The organism is Bradyrhizobium pachyrhizi (assembly GCF_001189245.1).
GTDB classification, from domain to species: domain Bacteria; phylum Pseudomonadota; class Alphaproteobacteria; order Rhizobiales; family Xanthobacteraceae; genus Bradyrhizobium; species Bradyrhizobium pachyrhizi.
Genome location: NZ_LFIQ01000081.1, coordinates 101,687 through 102,574, shown reverse-complemented (window position 1 = coordinate 102,574; position 888 = coordinate 101,687). Strand labels below are relative to the sequence as shown.

Sequence of the window (888 nt, the reverse complement as noted above, 5' to 3'; positions counted from 1 at the left end):
CCAGGTCACGGCCGGGCCGTTGACGTCGGTCGCGTGCGCGGTGATGCCGACCGCAGTGCCGGCGGCCGCGGCTTCGACAACGCTGTTGGCGGTGGCATCGCTGTCGACCGGGGTCGCTGGCGCAAGGTCGGTGACGGCGATCGCGAAGTCCTGCGTGCTGGTCTGGGTGCCGTCGCTGGCCGCGACGGTGATAGTGTAGCTGTGGCTCGGGCCGCTGCTCTCGTAGTCGATCTGGCTGGGATCGGCGACCGTGACGACGCCGGTTGCGGCGTTGATGGTGAAGCCGTGCGCATCGCCGACCAGCGAATAGGTCACGGCCGGGCCGTTGATATCGGTCGCTGCCGCGACGATGCCCACGGTGGTACCTGCAGCGGCGCCTTCAATGACGGTGTTGGCGCCGGCGTCGGAGTCGACCGGGGTCGACGGCGCGACGTCAGTGACGGCGATCGTAAAGGTTTGCGAGCTCGCCGTTGTGCCGTCGCTGGCTTGCGCGGTCACCGTGTAGGAATGGGTCGGACCGCTGCTCTCGTAATCGAGCTTGGTGCTATCCGCGACGGTGATGACGCCCGTCGTCGCGTCGATGGTGAAGCCGCCGCCGGAGGTGTCGCCGATCAGCGACCAGGTCACGGCCGGGCCGTTGACGTCGGTTGCCGCCGCCGTGATGCCGACGGTCGAGCCGTTGGCCGCGCCTTCGGCGATCGAGTTGGTGCCGGCGTCGGCATCGGCTGGGGTCGACGGTGCGGCGTCGTTGACGGCGATGGTGAAGCTCTGCGAGCTCGCCAGCGCGCCGTCGCTGGCCTGCGCGGTCACCGTATAGGAATGGGTCGGGCCGCTGCTCTCATAATCGATCTTGGTAAGGTCGGCGACGGTGATGACGCCGGTCGTCGG

The 888-nt window shown here is 68.8% G+C and carries 1 protein-coding gene; it reads right to left on the bottom strand.

Annotated elements, in window-relative coordinates:
- Positions 1-888, bottom strand: an 888-nt coding sequence (locus AKL29_RS42005; RefSeq protein WP_193395228.1) for a cadherin repeat domain-containing protein, incomplete at both ends; no start/stop codon positions are given.